Origin of the sequence: Pasteurella pantherarum, assembly GCF_049670885.1 — a bacterium.
Classification (GTDB): Bacteria; Pseudomonadota; Gammaproteobacteria; order Enterobacterales; family Pasteurellaceae; genus Pasteurella.
In genome coordinates, this window is sequence record NZ_CP187173.1 from 2519230 (window position 1) to 2535837 (window position 16608).

Consider the following 16608-nt stretch of genomic DNA (forward strand, 5'->3'; position numbering starts at 1 on the left):
ATTTAATTGCTTGACTTAGAAGTAGAAAATACGTATTATTCACCTCGCTTAAATCACGGAGGAATGGTCGAGTGGTTGAAGGCACCGGTCTTGAAAACCGGCGAGGGTTTACGCCCTCCGTGAGTTCGAATCTCACTTCCTCCGCCATCAAATTTAGAAAAAGCCGTAAGTTTTAAACTTACGGCTTTTTTGTTTTTCTTTACTCAACATTTTGAACCAGTGTCTATCGACATGGATCTGATATTTTTCTTTATCGCATTCTTGTTAAGTCATGACATGCCTATTGTGACTTATCTAGCAATTAACCTATTCTTACAAATAACAGCCTTAAAGGCAAAGGCAAGCATGTATTCCCTAAAACATGCAAGAAACACCAACGCCACAGACATTTCCCTCATCTCATCTCATCTAAAGCCAAAACCAACCTTTTGAATTTCCGTCTTCAGTTTATTTGCATAACAACCTGTTTTTCGCTGTCTCCACAAGCAAAATAGCATGAGATCATATATTAAGAAGATGTGCCTAAACATCGTGATTAGGTGCCATTTATGAGGGGAATATGAAAGAGGCTAAGGGATTGTTGTGCTGATTTTTGCTGATATTTGACAGCGTTAAGTGGTTTTTTGGTGCTCCATATCCATCTGTAAGTGTGTATTCTTTGGCTTGAGGTTTAGCTTTTTCTACTTCTGTATTTGTTAAAGGTCTAGTGATTTTAGGCATATTGAGTAATCATCTATATCATTTTATGTAACCACGAAAATTAGATGTTATCACGTGGTTACTATTATGGTTACTAAAATATCTGATTAGATGTGTTTTAAAGCGTTTAGCTACGAATGGCAGAATATAGGAAAAGTGGCTTTGTATCTAGTGTTTAAAGGGTTTTTCGTTTAGTTTTGATGAGGTATGAAAGGTTTTTTGGTGCCCCAACAGGACTAAACTTTTAAATGCAAATTATTAATTTATAAGAATAATTGTTTTAAATTGTTGTCTACTGGGTACTTTATAGGGTACTAAAAAACAAAATCACAATGATTTAGAATGAATTAGAATAAACTATAAAGAGGAATATTTTGGTATTAAACCGCTAAATTCCATTTAATTTAACTTGATACCGCATTATTTTGCTTAAATCCCTGTGATAATGCGGTATTTGCTCAAAAATGAATTATAGGCAGTCTTTAATCAGATATCCTGCAGATTTTCCCAACAGGTGAGGGCGATAAATATCGGTGCAGCGTACTACTTCTACTTTCCCTCCGTTTTCTTGGTATGTATCAACAAAAAGCCCTCTATTACGTCTTATCGTATAACCAAAAGATGGGTCATAAACATTGCCTTTTTTATTGTTAGCTCGTGTTGATACATAGGCAAGGATAACGCAATCTTTCCAAATTTTTTCAAGTTGTCCATTCTTATTTTTATCTTGCACAGCCTCGCCAATTTTAACCGTTGGAATGTCAATCAATTCGGCAAAAATAGCAGGGGTTAAAATACCTGTTCTTGTATATTTAATACGTTCTAAGATAACCTCATTTTCTTTTAAGGCTTTCCATACGTCGGATGAAATAACACAAACGTTAGGTTTCATCCCAATTGTTGAGGAAATAGCATAGATCCCTTGCTCAATAGTTTCCAATGGATTTGATTTTTTATTGCTGAATTTCTTCGTGCCTTCCAATGAAACTACGTTCTCTCGGGTGTAGTTATCGCCATTTTGGGCAATTTCAGCAACTTTTACCTCACGACCTAACGCAATAATGTCTTGAGTAACGGATAGGGCATACTGTTTTAATGGATAACTGGCCTCATTATCTTCTCGATAATCGATAGCGTATTCAATATCGTGCTCATCTAATTGCACGTCAATTGTAGTAACATCTTCGGGATCTAATCGGTTAGAGCTCCCTCTTAACTGTCTAATTGTTGAGGGTAAATGGAAAGATTGGCGGCCAAATTGTGGGATTTTTCCAGCCTCTTTGCCAATTTCAACAATAGGCATTAGTACTTCACAAACAAGCTCATTATTGTAATAACCTTGAGCTAAATTAGTTAATACAGGGTCTTGAATGCGTAAAGATTGTAAGTTGTGTGCGGTCATTTTATTTTTCTCCGTCTGTTAATTTTTGAAAAGCTGTTTTATAGTCAACATTATGCAACTGCATATAACGCTTTATTTGTTTGTCTAATTCTCCTGGGGTGGCGTTTTCATCTGCTCGCCAAATGGTTGGTTTATTCCCCATTCCTAACTCTATGGTTTGCATAGATAGGTTAACTTTATTGATTGTTGATAAAAGGGCTTTAACTTTACCCTCAAGGCTCTCACCTTCGCTTAATGTGATAACTTGTCCGCTATCATATCCAGTTGCAATATTTAATAGTGCTAATGCATCATCTTTTTGACTTGGAAAAAGTACTCCCTCTTGCATCAAGCCATCAATATATCTGCTATTTTCCTGCTCTAAATTTTTAGCCTTGCTTTGGCTTAATTCTGCAGTCAAACGCTTATTTTCTTGTTTAAGTTTTTCAAGTTCTTTATTCATTATGCCCCCTGAATAACATCTAACGCTTGCAAATAACTAACGCCTAATACATTTTGAAAATATAATGCTGTTTGATGGAGCTCGCCTAACTCTGGGTTGTGGGTATATCCACCATCATTCAGTAAAATAAAACTGTTTTCATCCTCGCTAAATGTGGCGATATGGGCAACGCTGATTTCAGGATTTAGCATTCCTTTTACTGCTGGCTCATTTTTTCCTCGCTCTAAAAATCCCACGTGTTTTAGATACATCCCTAAACCTTTTACTGGGTTTTCTTTTGCCTCTGAAAAATACATAGCTGCAGATATGCCGCTAATCTCCCCATTTTGAATTTTTTTCACTAAGTCATTAGTAATTTCGACCCCTGCAAATAATTTGTCTTTGTGGAGATAAAGATTTGTAACTTTACCTAATTCTGGCTTGTCATCTAAAGGATGCCCAATAACTAACGGGGCATTGCGTAAATCTGGAGAATAAAATTTGTGAATTTCTGATAGGTTATTTTCGGATAGAGTGATAGTTCCTGTTCCCCCTCTATGTGTACCTGTTCGCAGAATTTCAAAAATTGCCTTATGCATTTTTTTGCCTCTTTGTCTGTTAAACCTCAAACAAATTAAAAATCAAAATGCCTTTATTTTGTGTTTGAAGTACAACAAGCAAAGATAGAAAAAACAAAAAAGTTAAAAAGAAAAGTTTTTCGAAAAAAAATCCACTTATCCACTTAAATCGCTGGAGCCTTGTGGGACAAGGGTTTGTGCTTGTTTATCACTAAAGTTTGATCCCACTTTTTTAAGTGGATTTGTACTTTTTGTGTGTTTTTAGGCAAAAAAATAGGGCGATTGCTCGCCCTGTGGTTTGTTTTGGGTTACCCCTCCCATTGTCTAATAGAAAGATCCCTATCTTTCCAATAGGCGTTAGTTGTTGGGTATCCGTTATACATTTTTTCACTATAAGGGATTTTCTCCCCTGCCTCTTTAAATGCGTCTGAAAGTGCACTTTTAAAACTTAATACGTTAAGTTGGTTAATATTGTGGCATTGGCAATAAAATAAATAGGCTGAATAAAGCGTATCATTAGAAACTATATTTGCCTGATTTAATACGTTGCTGCGGGCGCTACCTACTCTTAACGCTCCTTTTCGTTCTTCCTTGAGTTCAAAGTGCCCTAAAAAATCAATCAGGTGATTAGCCTCTCGTTTAATGCTTTTTCCCTCATTGAGATCTCTATATTCCTCTAAAATTACCCTAGCGTTGTCAGGATTAGGGAATAAGGCTAATAATTTATTGACTATGCCATAGACTTCCGCCTGTACTTTCTTAATAAAATACACGTCCTTTTTCTCTTTGGGAATTGCACGGTCAAAAGGAATAATAATTCGTCTACGTCCTATGCCTCCGTGGCGGTCGGTAAAGCCTAAAGGGTAGTTTGTTACTAGCATAAAAACAATATCTAGTTTTATATTAAAATCATTTACATAAACCAATTTTACTGAAATTTTCTCTCCACCTGTAATAGCCTTTAATTCGTCCGCACTTCCTTTGTAGGGCTTTTGGTCTGGGGATATAGCAAGGCTTTTCCCTATCAACATTGCCCTTTTTCGGTCAATTTCTAATTCTTGTAGGCTAATATAGGCGGTATTGCCACCACCATTAATAATTGAGGCGATTTGACTAAATACAGATTTTCCTGCACCGCCTACGCCTGTCGCCTCTAAAAATAGCCCCCATTCGTGGCGATTAGTGAGCACCATATAAAGCCCTGCTAAAATAGCGTTGCGTTTGTTTTGGTTGCCATTGCTCACAAAGTCAATCCAATCATCAAAGTGAGGCGTATTTTTATTTTGTGTTGAGCAATTAAAGTTTTCTATTGCACGCAAATAATGGTTGATATTGTGCGGTAAAAGTTCCCCTGTTTTTTTGTTTAATACGCCATTTTGAAAGCCTATTAAATCTTGATTTGAGTTTGGCATTTTTTCCGCCTTGATTCCGACCAAATCAGCCATTGCTTTTAGGCTTCTTGCGGTGTATTTGCGGTAGTTTTGGGCATCAAAAAACATCATTATTTTTTGTATTAAACTTTGCTCTGATAAAGTTTGCCAATATAAGCCGTTATATTGGTAAATTCTCTGCGTTCCTTCTTCTTGCCTTATAGGTTGCTCTGCCCAAGATAAAAACGCCTCTGCAATTTCGGGTTGCGTTGGTTTTTCTGTTTCAAAATCTAGCTTAATTTTCGCTTTGGGGGCGATTGTTTCCGCTTGCTGGGCGGTGCTTTCATCTTCTCGCAAGCGTTGGATATAACCGCTCACATCTTCCACCAGCTCGCCAATGTTATTAATAAATTGCACTGTGCTGGCTTGTGTGTTTTTGGCTAGGTTCAAGCAAATAGCGGTTTTATATTGTTCGGATAACTTGCCAAAAATCGCTATTTTAATAAATTGCTGGGAGGGTTCTGCCAGTTTTAAGGCTTGGATTTCTTTAAGCTGGCTTTCGCCTAAAATCACGGGCTTTTGCGTGGCTGAATGTTGGAGTGCTTGGCAAAGTAAACGCCATTCTTCCCCTTTTCCTTTGTTCCACGCTTGCCACGCTTTGCCACCAGCAAGAAGTATCATATCTTCAAACGGGGCTAGCGGTTGCTCGGCTAAGTGCGGGGCATTTTTGAGTTTAATTTTCATTCCCCGCTCCTTTTTCCTTCAACTCACAAACTAGGCTTTGAATAGCTTCATTTTGTTTAACTATCGCTGGGGCGATTAAGTCGCCAAAGGCGTGCATTAGCCAAACTAAATCATCTTTGTCGTTTTTTAAGCGGGTTTCTTCCCCTAGCACGATAGCTTTGATTAATTCGGGAATATAATTAATGGCGGATTGGTTAAACTCAATAGCCTGTGCCAGTTCGATTAGCTCATCTTTACGCATAAATCCCCCCTTGAATCACTAAAGTGCGGTCATTTTTGGCGGAGTTTGGTAAGCGACCTAACAAAATCAGCACATAATGGCGGGCAAGGTATGCACGGGCTTGTTGTTCATTGTCGGCTTGGATACGGATTTGTTCCGCTTTGGTGCGGTCATAGTGTTGGCGTGATACGCCTAAGAATTGGTAAATCATAGCGATTAGCCCCATGTGTAAACATTTAAGAGAGGTTACCGCTTGGAAGTTCTCAGGCTTTGGGCGGTAACGTGCAACGGGCTGAGAAACTGCGACACATGGAACACAGCAAAGGGCGAAACCTTTCCCGCTACACGCTACCATTGAATGACGCTCTAGACCCTCTAGGGGCTCTGGGCGTTCTTGGGGTGTGCGTAAGCTACGAACAAAAAAAGCACGGTTAAAAGGCGTGCTACTGTTCGCCATGTGTAAGTCGTTCGAGTTCTCAGGCTCGGCTAGTGATTTTGCACTAACGGTTGAATGATGCCAAAATTGACCGCACTTTGTAAAGTCTTTTTTGGTTATTTTTGTTAAAATCATCTCAATCATTGTTTTTGCTTGTCGGCTTAAATGGTGATAAGGGGCGTTTCCAATGTTGGCGCATTGAAATGCCCCGCTTATTTTCCCTTTCATTGGTTCACGCTCGCTAAATAACGTTGTACTTCTTGAGCACTAAATAGGGTGCTACTTCCAAACTTGGTTTTTTTAATTTTTCCCTCTCTCGCCAAACGGTCTAATTTGCTACGGGATACCCCGTAAAGTTCGAACATTTCACGAACGGTATAATGTTTATCTGTGTTTTGTGGTTGTTGGTGCATGGTTGATTATCCTCGTTTATTTTGGGTTATGTTGAACGTGTATAAATAGGCTATAAAATCTTGTAAATGTCGTCAATATGCTCACATCTTCGGAGAATTTCGCAATTTTGGTGAGTTAACCATTAAAAATGGGAAATGTTTTTAAAAGTTGTTTAAAAAGGGGGATTTGTTTTTAACTTCGTTTAACTGGTCGCTATCGTGTTTTAAAAATGATAAAAAAGTGACTAAAATTGTTAGTTTTTTGTCACTTTTTTAAAGTTTTAAAATCGTTTAAAAATTTTTAAACACTGTTTAAACATCATTTAAAAATTGAATGGCTATTTTTCAAGCATAAAAATTTTAAATAAAAAAAGTCTGTTTGCTTAAAAAATAGCCTTTTATTGTTAATGCAATGCAGCCTCATCATTACGTTTTCTTTGGAGTTGGCGTTGTTCTCGCAAAATTGAATAAATCTGACTCTCACTTAATTGATATTTTCTAATTAGCTCTTTAATGTTATCGCCTTTGAAGTTATTAAAGATCTCATAATTTCGTAAGGCTTTTTTCAAAATGGTGCCAGTTGGTAAATAAACAGACTGCCCGCCAAAATAGCTAGAAATGGCAAAAATGATTTTTTTAGATTGCTCCATAGCCTCATTAGAAGTCATCCCTTGTGCTAATAATTCGCTTTTTACTACGTCGAGCATTTCACCTAATAAAGATGGCCATTTTGTTGCAACTTCATTTTGTGGTGCATTATCTAGTTGGTGCGTGCTTTGGTTCATTTTTATTATTCCTTTTTGTCTGTGGTATATCAGACAAGATACAGGAAAAAAATATTTTGTTAGTTTGTGGAGTTTCAAACATAAATTAACCTATATTTTCCACTCAATTTCACTTTCCCACTTAAATTCCACTTGTTTCCCACTTACTTTTTATTTGTTATTTTTCTTTATTTTTTAATATGTTAAGTATAAAAAGATATTAGCTAAGTGGATAAGTGGGAAAAATTTATAAAAAGTTCCATAAAAAATGATAGGGGGAAATGTGGGCAAAAAAATAGGGCGATTGCTCGCCCTGTTGGTTGCTGGTGGATTATTTTAATAGGCTTGTACCTTGTGCGGATTGTTCGACAAAGTCCGCCCATAGTTGCATAGCGGGGATACGTTGCTCGAAAAAGTCGGCTTTATCGTACGCCTTGCTGGTGCTGTCGCCTTTTTTGTGTGATAAGCACATTTCCGCTACTTCAAAATCTATGCGTTTGTTGCCTAAATAGGTTCGGCCAATACTTCGCAAGCCGTGTGCATCCTGCTTGCCTTTGTACCCCATATCCACAAAAGCCTTATTCACGGTCTGCGGGTTCATTGGCTCATTAGTTTTATTTCTGCTTAAAAACAAAAATTGACGGTGCCCTGTTTGAGCTTGCAAGCGTTGGAGCAAGTCAATGACCTGGTTAGAAAGCGGGACTTTATGCGGAGAACGCATTTTCATTTTACTGGCTGGAATAGTCCACACTCTTTCGGTTAAATTAAACTCCGCCCATTCTGCATTGCTTGCTTCTGCAGGGCGAACCATTGTTAAAAGCTGAAATAAAATTAAATCTCTTGTGCGTGGCTGTGCTTTGGAATTGTCTATATCTGCCAATAGCAAGGGGAGCTCTTCGGGCTCAATGTGCGGATGGCTTTCAGGCTGTGCAAAGTTATAAATATCTTTCACGCTTAAGCAGGGATTAAAAGGCAGTGCTCCTGCATTCATTGCATAGGTTAATATTTCGTTAGTTAAGCGGATAACGCGTTTTAAGGTGTCGCTGTCGGCGGTGCCTGTCCTGCGGTCTTTCATTGCCTCCAGCGGTTTTAGGGTTTCAATTAAAACAGGTGGGAGGATCTTATCAATAGGCATTTGCCCCAATGAATCAAGGATATACATCTCAAGCCTACGCCAGTTCTTTTTGATAGTTTCAGGTTCTACTTTTTTACTTTTATTCTCTTTCCAGCGTTCAGCCCATTTGTAGAACGTGTTTTCTAATTTTAACTGTTGGGCTTGCTGTTCGGCTTTGGCGTGTTCTTGTGGGTCTATGCCTTGTGCTAATAAGGCTTGGTATTCATCTCGCTTAGCTCGTGCTTGTGCTAGGGTGATTGCAGGGTATTCGCCTATGGTTAATTTTGTGCGGGCTTTGCTGATTGGTCTGTCATAACGATAACGCCACTTTTTCGCCCCTGTTGGGTACAATTGGAGAAATAGCCCCTTTCCGTCGTTCAATTCATTTTTGCCATTGGGCGTATATTTTGCCCGTTCTACTTGTGTATTTATCAATGATTTTGCAATTCTAGCCATAAAAAATACCCTTGTTTTAGTACCCAGAAAGTATGTAATTTTGGCTAAGGGTACTATATTAGGTACTAAAAAGCAAAATCAAAATACATCAGAATAAAGCAGAATACACTATAAAAGGGTTTAAAATCATTGATTTTTAAAGCAATTTAGGCGGGTGCAAATCAGAATAAAGCAGAATGAATTAGAAAGGTGGTGCCCCCAACAGGACTTGAACCTGTGACCAATCGATTATGAGTCGACTGCTCTGACCGACTGAGCTATGGGGGCGATCAGGAATGTAAAAACTTGTCGATTATAGAGAAATATTGTTCTAAAGTCTAGGTGATAACTTTTATCTGTTTTAAATTTAAACAAAAAGACCGTTAACAATGTAACGGTCCTTTCTTTTTTATAACGTCATATGCACTTTATTCGTCTAAGAAACTACGTAAGGTTTCAGAACGGCTTGGATGACGTAATTTACGCAATGCTTTGGCTTCAATTTGGCGAATACGTTCACGAGTGACGTCAAATTGTTTACCCACTTCTTCTAACGTATGGTCGGTGTTCATATCAATACCAAAACGCATACGTAAGACTTTTGCTTCACGTGGTGTTAAACCTTCTAAGACTTCATGTGTTGCCACTTTTAAGCTTTGTGCTGTGGCAGAGTCTAATGGTAATTCAAGGGTTGAATCCTCAATAAAATCACCTAAATGTGAGTCATCGTCATCACCAATTGGGGTTTCCATAGAAATCGGTTCTTTGGCAATTTTCAACACTTTGCGGATTTTATCTTCTGGCATGCCCATACGTTCTGCTAATTCTTCTGGGGAGGCTTCACGCCCCATTTCTTGTAGCATTTGACGTGAAATGCGGTTTAATTTATTGATGGTTTCAATCATATGCACAGGAATACGGATGGTTCTGGCTTGATCCGCAATCGAACGTGTGATGGCTTGACGAATCCACCATGTCGCATAAGTGGAGAATTTGTAACCACGACGGTATTCAAATTTATCTACCGCTTTCATTAAGCCGATGTTACCTTCTTGGATTAAATCTAAGAATTGTAAACCACGGTTGGTGTATTTTTTCGCAATGGAAATCACAAGACGTAAGTTTGCTTCAACCATTTCTTTTTTAGCTCGACGTGCTTTTAATTCACCCGCAGAAATACGTTCGCAAACTTCTCGAATCTGTTGTACGCTTAAATTGGTTTGGCGTTCAATTTCAAGAATATTATCAATTAAGGTCCGGATTTCTTCTTCATGGCGAGCTAATTTTTCAGACCATGTTTTACCAGAAGAAAGGGCTTTCACTAGCCAAGTATCTTTATTTTCATGTCCAATAAAGAGTTTTTGGAATTGCTCTTTTGGCATTTTGGCTTTATCGACCACAATTTTTTGAATGCTACGCTCTTGTAAACGAATGGATTTCATAATGCCACTCATGAGGTTGACAAGAGTATCAAATTGTTTTGGTACGAGGCGGAATTGAGTGAAAACATCGGCTAACGCTTGAATTTGATCTTTGGATTTTTTGCTGGTTCTACCATGCTTTTCGATCGTTTCAAGGGTTTTTTGATGTTGTAGTCTCAGTTCAAGGAATTTTTCGCGTGCCACTTCTGGATCGATAGAGTTATCAGAATCGCTATCATCGGATGAGCTTTCTCCTTCGCTTTCTTCTTCCTCTTCTTCGTCATCATCGTCAATTTCAGTGGCGACAACACTGTCTGAGTCTTCATCATCATCGAAAGATTCATCAATTTCTGCAACAGCTTCTTCGGTGACTGCATTCGGATCCACAAAGCCTGTGATCAAATCGGCGAGGCGTACGCCACCTTCTTCCACTAAACTATATTGATCCAGTAAGTAGTTGAGTGCTTCTGGATAGAATGCAACCGCAGTTTGTACTTCGTTAATCCCTTCTTCAATACGTTTAGCGATATCGATCTCACCTTCTCGTGTAAGAAGTTCAACACTGCCCATTTCACGCATATACATACGCACAGGGTCTGTGGTGCGTCCAATTTCAGCTTCCACACTGGATAACACTTGGGTGGCTTCTTCAACAGCATCTTCATCCGTGATGGTTTCGCTCAGCATAAGATCATCGGCATCTGGGGCGGTTTCAAGCACTTGAATCCCCATGTCGTTGATCATCTGAATAATATCTTCAATTTGTTCTGCATCTACGAGTTCTTCTGGAAGATGATCGTTAACTTCCGCATACGTCAGATAGCCTTGCTCTTTGCCTTGTGCGATTAACAATTTCAATTGAGATTGTGGATTTTGATCCATAATGTAATATCCGCCTTGATTGAGTAGTTATGGAGATAAAATACGATTAATTTTATCATTGTTATCGTAGATTAACTATGCCTTTTGTTGTTTTTTCAGTAATAATTGAGCCAGCTTTTGTCGCTCACTCTCGCTTAATCCTTCACTGCGATCTTTTGCAATAAGTGAGTCAATTTCACGCTCCACTAATTGAAAATAAAAGTGGCGTAGCGTGGCTTTAAATGCATTTTCAATTTGACTGTCTTCGATTAAATGATCCCACATTGCTAAAATTTCAAGGGCTTTACTATGTTCGCTATCTCGCCAATATTCCAGTATTTGTCCTGTGGTAATCCCGACTTTTTGTTGGCAAAGTGCGGTCAATTTTTCGAATAAATCTAATCCAGATTCATTTAATGCTCGCAGTGGTGCAAGATTTGGCACGAGCTGGGCTAACTCTGGATTTTGCAATAACAATGCAATCAGTAAACGCATTGGCGTTCTTTTTACAGTTTGTGGCTGTGTGTGATTTGGGTTTTCTACATGTTTTGGGATCAAACTTTCTAATTGAGTTTGATCCAAGATCCCCAATTTTTGTGCCAAGGTGTTACGTAATGAGAGGCGTAACATCTCGCCTGGGATCTGATTTATCAAGGGAACGGCTAATGCCGCCAATTTGCTTTTTCCCTCTTTGGTGGAAAAATCCACTTGTGGTGCAAGGCTTGAAAATAAAAACTCACTCAGTGAATGAGCATGTTGAATATAGTCTTCAAAGCCAGCTTTACCGTGTTGGCGAATGAACGAATCAGGATCTTCACCATCGGGTAAGAAAATAAATTTTAATTGTCTGCCATCTTCAAGAAGTGGTAAGGCATTTTCAAAAGCTCGCCAAGCGGCTTCTCGTCCCGCACGATCACCGTCATAGCAACAAATAGCTTGTTCGGTACAACGAAACAGCAGTTGAATTTGCTCTGCGGTGGTGGCAGTGCCTAAGGAAGCAACGGCATAATCTACCCCAAATTGTGCCAATGCCACCACATCCATATACCCTTCGACAACTAAGAGCATCTCGGGAGATTCATTCGCTTGTAGGGCTTCGTATAACCCATAGAGTTCGTTGCCTTTATGGTATGTGGCACTTTCTGGAGAGTTTAAATATTTCGGTTTTTCATCACCTAATACTCGACCACCAAAGGCAATGGTTCTGCCTCGGCGATCCCGAATTGGAAACATGATTCGATGACGGAAACGATCGTAGATCTTGCCTTGTTCATTCCGAGAAAGCATTCCTAAATCGAAGAGCTTTTCTTGATCATCGGTTTGTTGTCCAAAACGTTGTAAAACCGTATCAAAACGATTGGGTGCAAAACCAATTTGAAAACGACTTATCACATCCGCTGATAAGCCACGTTGTTGCAAATAGCTTTGTGCGGGAATATGTTGGTTTAATTGCTGTTGATAGAATTGTGCAATGTCTTGCATCAATTCATATAAATTGCGTTTGGTTTGGAAATTGATTTGTTTGCCATGAAAGTGCGGTGTATTTTCACGAGGAATTTCTAAACCCAGCATACCAGCCAGTTCTTCGATGGCTTCGATAAACTCTAATTTGTCGTATTCCATTAAAAACGAAATCGCATTGCCATGTGCACCACAGCCAAAGCAATGGTAAAACTGTTTTTTTTGACTAACGGTAAAAGAAGGGGTTTTTTCGTGATGAAATGGACAGCACGCTTGATAATCTCGTCCTGCTTTTTTTAGCTTCACTCTTGAATTGATAAGCTCCACGATATCTGTTTTCGCTAACAGATCATCAATAAATGAGCGTGGAATTGAGCCTTTCATCAAGTGTATGCCCTTAAAGTTAGAGAGAAAAAGTGGAGCCGATCCAATGAAACAAAACCGTGATACCCATCGGTTTCACGGTTTTATATAACTCGAGTTAAAAATACTTTATTTAGTATTAGTATAAACGTGTATTACGTGCATTTTCACGAGCTACACGTTTAGCATGACGTTTAGCACGAGTTGCGTTTTCGCGTTTACGGATAGTTGTTGGTTTCTCGTAGAATTCACGGCTGCGAACTTCTGCTAAGATACCAGCTTTTTCGCAAGAGCGTTTAAAACGACGTAATGCAACGTCAAATGATTCGTTTTCACGTACTTTAATTACAGGCATAAGCCAATCACCTCAATGGAATTAATTTTGCAATTGCTAATTTATTTTACCGTTTGGAATAAACGGCTTATTCAATAAAGGTCGCAATTTTAATCTACTTTTCACTTAAAAGCAAAGGGAAGTTTGATCTTTTGTGTAAAAATGCCTGCTCAAACTGGTTAAAGCAGGATAAACAGGGTAAAATCTTGCCTCAATTGAGATTGGAAAGGAACAAAAAATGCGAGTATTAGGCATTGAAACATCTTGTGATGAAACGGGTGTTGCGATTTATGATGAAGAAAAAGGCTTAATTGCGAACCAACTTTATACTCAAATTGCATTACATGCGGATTACGGTGGGGTTGTCCCTGAATTAGCCTCTCGGGATCATATCCGAAAAACAGCCCCGTTGATCCAAGCGGCATTGGCAGAGGCAAACTTAAAACCTGAAGAGATTGACGGGGTAGCATATACTTCAGGACCGGGATTGGTGGGGGCATTATTAGTGGGATCCACCATCGCAAGATCTTTAGCCTATGCGTGGAATGTGCCAGCCATTGGTGTTCATCACATGGAAGGGCATTTGCTTGCTCCCATGTTAGAAGACAATCCACCGGCATTTCCTTTTGTGGCGTTGTTAGTTTCAGGGGGGCATACCCAATTAGTACGGGTTGATGGTGTCGGGCGTTATGAATTACTTGGTGAATCCATTGATGATGCAGCAGGCGAAGCCTTTGATAAAACGGCTAAATTATTAGGGTTAGATTACCCAGGTGGGGCAGCATTGGCACGTTTAGCACAGAAAGGGAATCCTACACGTTTTAAATTTCCTCGTCCGATGACAGATCGCCCTGGGTTAGAGTTTAGTTTTTCAGGGTTAAAAACCTTTGCTGCCAATACCATTGCACAAGCCATCAAAGAAGAAGGTCAATTAACGGAACAAACTAAAGCCGATATTGCTTATGCTTTCCAACAAGCGGTTGTGGAAACCTTAGCGATTAAATGTCGTCGAGCATTAAACGAAACAGGATTTACACGGTTAGTGATTGCAGGCGGAGTCAGTGCGAATACACAGCTTCGACACGATTTAGCTCAATTAATGCAAGAATTAAATGGAGAAGTGTTTTACCCTAAACCGCAATTTTGTACCGATAATGGTGCAATGATTGCTTACACAGGTTTTTTACGTTTAAAACAGGGCGAACAAGCCCCCCTTGCGATTCAAGTCAAGCCACGTTGGGCAATGACGGCATTGACAGCAATAAGGGAAGGTTAAAAAAGGAAACCACCATGAATGAACAGCTAAGAACCAAAGCCATGCATGTAGGAGGCATCGGTTGTGTATTAATGTTAATTGTGATTGCAGTGTGGGTATTAATGTTACCCACAGAAGCATTAATTGATTATTTAACCTTAGCGGGCTCATGGGTGGGTGGTGGCACGACCTTTGGTATTTTGATGTTGGCCGCCTTACCTCCATTAGTGGGATGCCTTTTTTATTATTTTTGGAAATGGGTATTAAAATAACATGGCAAAGCTTTATTTTTATTATTCCACAATGAATGCGGGAAAATCGACAACCTTATTACAATCTTCTTATAACTATCAAGAGCGTGATATGAATACCTTGGTTTATACGGCAGCCATTGATAACCGCTTTGGTGTGGGAAAAGTAACCTCTCGAATTGGCATTAGCCAAGATGCCCAGCTTTTCCATAAAGACAGTGATCTGTTGGCGGAAATTGAACAGCATCTTACACAGCAAACGTTACATTGCATTTTAGTGGACGAAGCCCAATTTCTCACCAAGCAGCAGGTGTATCAACTCAGTGAGGTGGTGGACAAATTGCATATTCCCGTGTTGTGTTATGGCTTACGCACGGATTTCCAAGCAGAATTATTTGAGGGCAGTCAATATTTGCTTGCTTGGGCAGATCAGTTAGAAGAGCTGAAAACCATTTGTTATTGCGGACGTAAAGCCAACTTTGTCTTACGCTTAAATGAAAATGGCGAGGTTGTGCGTGATGGGGCACAAATTCAAATTGGTGGGAATGACCGTTATATGTCTGTGTGTCGCCGACATTATAAAGAGAAGATGGCCTGTTAAGTCGAGCTGAGAAAAGTGCGGTTAATTTTTTAACTGTTTTACCATCAAAAGGCGGAAGTGATTTCCGCCTTTTTTGTTGTGATTAACGCATTGTGACAAATTCTTCAGACCCTGTTGGGTGAATGGCCACCGTGTTGTCGAAATCGGCTTTAGTCGCCCCCATTTTGATTGCCACAGCAAAGCCTTGGATCATTTCATCGACCCCAAAACCAATGCCGTGTAAGCCGACAATTTTTTCTTCTTTGCCCACACACACCAATTTCATACGGCAAGGCTGACGATGTTGTGTAACCGCACTGTACATCGGCGTGAAAGAGGATTTATACACTTTCACATTGTCTGCACCGTATTGTTCAATGGCTTTCGGTTCTGTTAAACCAATGGTGCCAATAGGTGGGTGGCTGAATACCACGGTAGGCACCAGATTATAATCTAAATGCTCGTTAGGTTTATTGTTAAATAAACGCTCAGACAGACGACGACCTGCGGCAACAGCAACGGGGGTAAGTTCGATCCCGCCTTCAATAATATCGCCCACAGCATAAATGCCTTTGACATTGGTGTTTTGATATTTATCGACTTTAATAAAACCACGTTCATTGGTTTTTACGCCCACCGCCTCAAGATTAATGTTGTCGGTGGCAGGTTGGCGACCAATTGCCCAAATTAAACAATCCACCTCTTGGCTGCGACCATCTTCTAATTGAATGGTCAGTGAGCCATCTGCATTTTTGATCACTTCTTTTGGAATTGCATGCGTGTGTAATTGAATACCATCTTGCTGGATAACTTCTAATAAGGTTTCCACGATTAAAGGATCAAAATTACGCAAAGGGGCGTGTTGACGGACAAATAAGTGCGTTTCAACACCAAAACTATTCATCACACCAGCCAGCTCAACGGCAATGTAACCTGCTCCCACCACAGCAACACGTTTAGGTAAGGCATTTAAGGCAAACACACCATCAGAATCAATGCCGTATTCTGCACCTAGAATGGCGGGACGGCTTGGTTTTCCCCCAGTGGCAATCAGAATATGATCAGCGGTAATTTGTTCCCCGTTCACTTCCACCGTGTGTGCATTGACAAATTTTGCAAACCCTTGAATTACGTCCACATGATTTTTAGCAAGCACATTGTTATAAGACGTATGAATACGGCTAATATAGGCTTGGCGACTTTCTACCAGTTTTGCGAAATCAAATTGATTAACTTGAACATCAAACCCATAATCTGGGGCGTAAAGGTGAATGGCTTCGGCAATTTGTGCCCCATGCCACATCACTTTTTTCGGCACACAGCCCACATTCACACAGGTTCCACCTAGGGCTTTGGCTTCAATAATGGCACATTTTTTGCCATAGCTTGCCGCACGGTTGATGGAAGCAATACCGCCACTTCCGCCACCAATTGCAATATAATCATAATGTTTTGTCATTGTTGTCTTCCTTTTGAACGAAGTATTGATGGTGTGTTATTTTACCCA

The 16608-nt window shown here is 39.6% G+C and carries 16 protein-coding genes, 2 tRNA genes and 1 pseudogene; 4 read left to right on the forward strand and 15 right to left on the reverse strand.

The genetic code is table 11. From position 1 onward, the window contains the following. The first annotated feature begins 57 nt into the window (after positions 1-57). Positions 58-147: transfer RNA gene (locus ACPEEM_RS11925), tRNA-Ser, on the forward strand. 483 nt (positions 148-630) lie between these two features. On the opposite strand, the pseudogene ACPEEM_RS11930 reads toward ACPEEM_RS11925, so the two are convergent. From ACPEEM_RS11930 to rpsU, 14 genes and pseudogenes are all read right to left on the reverse strand, one after another. Next, positions 631-720: pseudogene (locus ACPEEM_RS11930) on the reverse strand (integrase arm-type DNA-binding domain-containing protein); the annotation flags it as partial. A gap of 448 nt (positions 721-1168) precedes the next feature. Beyond that, positions 1169-2101 carry an inorganic pyrophosphatase gene (locus ACPEEM_RS11935; protein ID WP_424407204.1) on the reverse strand — a complete coding sequence of 311 codons (933 nt, stop codon included), beginning with the start codon at positions 2099-2101 and terminating at the stop codon, positions 1169-1171. Position 2102: 1 nt separating this feature from the next. Beyond that, entirely contained in the window at positions 2103-2543 is a 441-nt protein-coding gene (locus ACPEEM_RS11940; RefSeq protein WP_424407206.1) for a hypothetical protein, read from the reverse strand. Next, positions 2543-3121 carry a hypothetical protein gene (locus ACPEEM_RS11945; protein WP_424405264.1) on the reverse strand — a complete coding sequence of 193 codons (579 nt, stop codon included), beginning with the start codon at positions 3119-3121 and terminating at the stop codon, positions 2543-2545. The genes ACPEEM_RS11940 and ACPEEM_RS11945 overlap by 1 nt, the downstream gene beginning before the upstream one ends. Before the next feature lie 287 nt (positions 3122-3408). Next, positions 3409-5214: a DNA primase family protein gene (locus tag ACPEEM_RS11950; protein ID WP_424407208.1), complete on the reverse strand. Its 1806-nt coding sequence runs from the start codon at positions 5212-5214 to the stop codon at positions 3409-3411. Then, positions 5204-5455, reverse strand: a complete 252-nt coding sequence (locus ACPEEM_RS11955) for a hypothetical protein (RefSeq protein ID WP_424407210.1) — start codon at positions 5453-5455, stop codon at positions 5204-5206. Before ACPEEM_RS11955 ends, ACPEEM_RS11950 begins: the two co-directional genes overlap by 11 nt. Then, positions 5448-6014: a host cell division inhibitor Icd-like protein gene (locus ACPEEM_RS11960; protein WP_424407212.1), complete on the reverse strand. Its 567-nt coding sequence runs from the start codon at positions 6012-6014 to the stop codon at positions 5448-5450. The genes ACPEEM_RS11955 and ACPEEM_RS11960 overlap by 8 nt, the downstream gene beginning before the upstream one ends. 80 nt (positions 6015-6094) lie before the next feature. Beyond that, complete coding sequence (locus ACPEEM_RS11965) at positions 6095-6283, reverse strand: helix-turn-helix domain-containing protein (RefSeq protein ID WP_059246481.1); 189 nt, start codon at positions 6281-6283, stop codon at positions 6095-6097. A 383-nt stretch (positions 6284-6666) separates the two neighbouring features. Beyond that, the gene (locus ACPEEM_RS11970) at positions 6667-7047 is read right to left on the reverse strand and encodes a Mor transcription activator family protein (protein ID WP_424405271.1); all 381 of its coding nucleotides are present in this window, start codon (positions 7045-7047) and stop codon (positions 6667-6669) included. A gap of 310 nt (positions 7048-7357) precedes the next feature. Further along, positions 7358-8596, reverse strand: a complete 1239-nt coding sequence (locus tag ACPEEM_RS11975; protein ID WP_424407214.1) for a tyrosine-type recombinase/integrase — start codon at positions 8594-8596, stop codon at positions 7358-7360. 190 nt (positions 8597-8786) lie between these two features. Further along, positions 8787-8863 (reverse strand) — tRNA-Ile (locus ACPEEM_RS11980). 140 nt (positions 8864-9003) lie between these two features. After that, positions 9004-10878, reverse strand: a complete 1875-nt coding sequence (gene rpoD, locus ACPEEM_RS11985; RefSeq protein WP_424405275.1) for an RNA polymerase sigma factor RpoD — start codon at positions 10876-10878, stop codon at positions 9004-9006. 75 nt (positions 10879-10953) lie between these two features. Continuing rightward, positions 10954-12702: a DNA primase gene (gene dnaG, locus ACPEEM_RS11990; protein WP_424408267.1), complete on the reverse strand. Its 1749-nt coding sequence runs from the start codon at positions 12700-12702 to the stop codon at positions 10954-10956. 118 nt (positions 12703-12820) lie between these two features. Beyond that, complete coding sequence (gene rpsU, locus ACPEEM_RS11995) at positions 12821-13036, reverse strand: 30S ribosomal protein S21 (protein WP_005717672.1); 216 nt, start codon at positions 13034-13036, stop codon at positions 12821-12823. Between the two features lie 217 nt (positions 13037-13253). Between rpsU and tsaD the strand changes: the two genes are divergently transcribed. The 3 genes from tsaD to ACPEEM_RS12010 are packed head-to-tail and all read left to right on the forward strand — an operon-like array spanning position 13254 to position 15122. Beyond that, on the forward strand, positions 13254-14291 hold the full coding sequence (gene tsaD / locus ACPEEM_RS12000; protein ID WP_424402259.1) for a tRNA (adenosine(37)-N6)-threonylcarbamoyltransferase complex transferase subunit TsaD: 1038 nt from the start codon (positions 13254-13256) through the stop codon (positions 14289-14291). 14 nt (positions 14292-14305) lie between these two features. After that, on the forward strand, positions 14306-14542 hold the full coding sequence (locus ACPEEM_RS12005; RefSeq protein WP_424402260.1) for a hypothetical protein: 237 nt from the start codon (positions 14306-14308) through the stop codon (positions 14540-14542). 1 nt (position 14543) lies between these two features. Continuing rightward, entirely contained in the window at positions 14544-15122 is a 579-nt protein-coding gene (locus ACPEEM_RS12010; protein ID WP_424402261.1) for a thymidine kinase, read from the forward strand. A gap of 82 nt (positions 15123-15204) precedes the next feature. On the opposite strand, the gene gorA is transcribed toward ACPEEM_RS12010, so the two are convergent. Next, a complete protein-coding gene (gene gorA / locus ACPEEM_RS12015; protein WP_424402262.1) occupies positions 15205-16560 on the reverse strand; it encodes a glutathione-disulfide reductase in 1356 nt (451 codons plus the stop codon). Positions 16561-16608 lie beyond the last annotated feature (48 nt).

What these genes read in the sequence shown, in the direction of transcription:
- ACPEEM_RS11935 (WP_424407204.1), bottom strand. Translation starts at nt 2,101, where the DNA reads ATGACCGCACACAACTTACAATCTTTACGCATTCAAGACCCTGTATTA.
- ACPEEM_RS11940 (WP_424407206.1), bottom strand. Translation starts at nt 2,543, where the DNA reads ATGAATAAAGAACTTGAAAAACTTAAACAAGAAAATAAGCGTTTGACT.
- ACPEEM_RS11945 (WP_424405264.1), bottom strand. Translation starts at nt 3,121, where the DNA reads ATGCATAAGGCAATTTTTGAAATTCTGCGAACAGGTACACATAGAGGG.
- ACPEEM_RS11950 (WP_424407208.1), bottom strand. Translation starts at nt 5,214, where the DNA reads ATGAAAATTAAACTCAAAAATGCCCCGCACTTAGCCGAGCAACCGCTA.
- ACPEEM_RS11955 (WP_424407210.1), bottom strand. Translation starts at nt 5,455, where the DNA reads ATGCGTAAAGATGAGCTAATCGAACTGGCACAGGCTATTGAGTTTAAC.
- ACPEEM_RS11960 (WP_424407212.1), bottom strand. Translation starts at nt 6,014, where the DNA reads ATGATTGAGATGATTTTAACAAAAATAACCAAAAAAGACTTTACAAAG.
- ACPEEM_RS11965 (WP_059246481.1), bottom strand. Translation starts at nt 6,283, where the DNA reads ATGCACCAACAACCACAAAACACAGATAAACATTATACCGTTCGTGAA.
- ACPEEM_RS11970 (WP_424405271.1), bottom strand. Translation starts at nt 7,047, where the DNA reads ATGAACCAAAGCACGCACCAACTAGATAATGCACCACAAAATGAAGTT.
- ACPEEM_RS11975 (WP_424407214.1), bottom strand. Translation starts at nt 8,596, where the DNA reads ATGGCTAGAATTGCAAAATCATTGATAAATACACAAGTAGAACGGGCA.
- rpoD (WP_424405275.1), bottom strand. Translation starts at nt 10,878, where the DNA reads ATGGATCAAAATCCACAATCTCAATTGAAATTGTTAATCGCACAAGGC.
- dnaG (WP_424408267.1), bottom strand. Translation starts at nt 12,702, where the DNA reads ATGAAAGGCTCAATTCCACGCTCATTTATTGATGATCTGTTAGCGAAA.
- rpsU (WP_005717672.1), bottom strand. Translation starts at nt 13,036, where the DNA reads ATGCCTGTAATTAAAGTACGTGAAAACGAATCATTTGACGTTGCATTA.
- tsaD (WP_424402259.1), top strand. Translation starts at nt 13,254, where the DNA reads ATGCGAGTATTAGGCATTGAAACATCTTGTGATGAAACGGGTGTTGCG.
- ACPEEM_RS12005 (WP_424402260.1), top strand. Translation starts at nt 14,306, where the DNA reads ATGAATGAACAGCTAAGAACCAAAGCCATGCATGTAGGAGGCATCGGT.
- ACPEEM_RS12010 (WP_424402261.1), top strand. Translation starts at nt 14,544, where the DNA reads ATGGCAAAGCTTTATTTTTATTATTCCACAATGAATGCGGGAAAATCG.
- gorA (WP_424402262.1), bottom strand. Translation starts at nt 16,560, where the DNA reads ATGACAAAACATTATGATTATATTGCAATTGGTGGCGGAAGTGGCGGT.